At 46.6% G+C, this 829-nt stretch carries 1 protein-coding gene; it reads left to right on the forward strand.

The window, feature by feature from the left end; all coding sequences use genetic code 11:
- Positions 1–681, forward strand: a 681-nt coding sequence (locus A3762_RS26850; protein WP_197468935.1) for a hypothetical protein, incomplete at its 5' end; no start/stop codon positions are given.
- Between the last annotated feature and the right edge of the window lie 148 nt (positions 682–829).

Raw genomic sequence — 829 nt, forward strand, 5'->3', positions numbered from 1 at the left:
ATTGATAACGTTGCCGCTGACTTCAAAGCACAGGCAACGTATGAAGATGGAAGTAGTCAGGATATTACGCTCAGCGACGATACTCATTGGACCATTGTCGATGATCAAGACAATCTAGATAGCAGTATTGCGGTGGTTGCTGATGGACGTGTGATCGGTTTAGGTTCTGGCAATGGTGCTGTGAAGGCTGAGAACGATAATATTCGCGACAGCAGTCCGATAGTTACCACTGGCTGCCCAAGCTTAAAGGTTCTTAATCCTCGCCCAGGTGGCTCAGGCGTAATGTACTTCAGTTGCCCGCTTAGAGATACCGAAGCCACTGATGCTCAAATTAGCTATGGAGCAACCTCCAGAGGCGATGGGATCAGGGGCCCTGAGTTTGACTTCATCACTCACAGCAATGCTAGCGTCGCGGCTGATTACTGCGACAATCTCAATTTAGACGGTCACAACGATTGGGAACTAGCTAGATACTCCGATTTAGTCCGGCTGATATTTTACTATGACTCAAATAACGACTCTGACTACCTATTTTTTACCGAACATAATTGGCCAGCCCAAACCAACTTTTGGATTGCTGATAGATCTGGTAAAGCAATTTCATTAGCCGAAGTCACAACTGAGCCAGTTTCTGCCGTGGGGTCGCTATTGAGTACGTGTGTGAGGATACAACCCAATTAATCCAGCTTGTAAAACTTTCTCAAAGGGGCTGAAGCCCCTTTAAAATGTAGCGTTAAAACGCATGATATTGACGTCAGTGGTTTCCGCGCGCCAGCGATACAATCCCCAGCAAACTCTTGGTTCGACGCTTCATTGAGCTTCTTTGTAA

The sequence above is a fragment of the Oleiphilus sp. HI0125 genome (assembly GCF_001635355.1).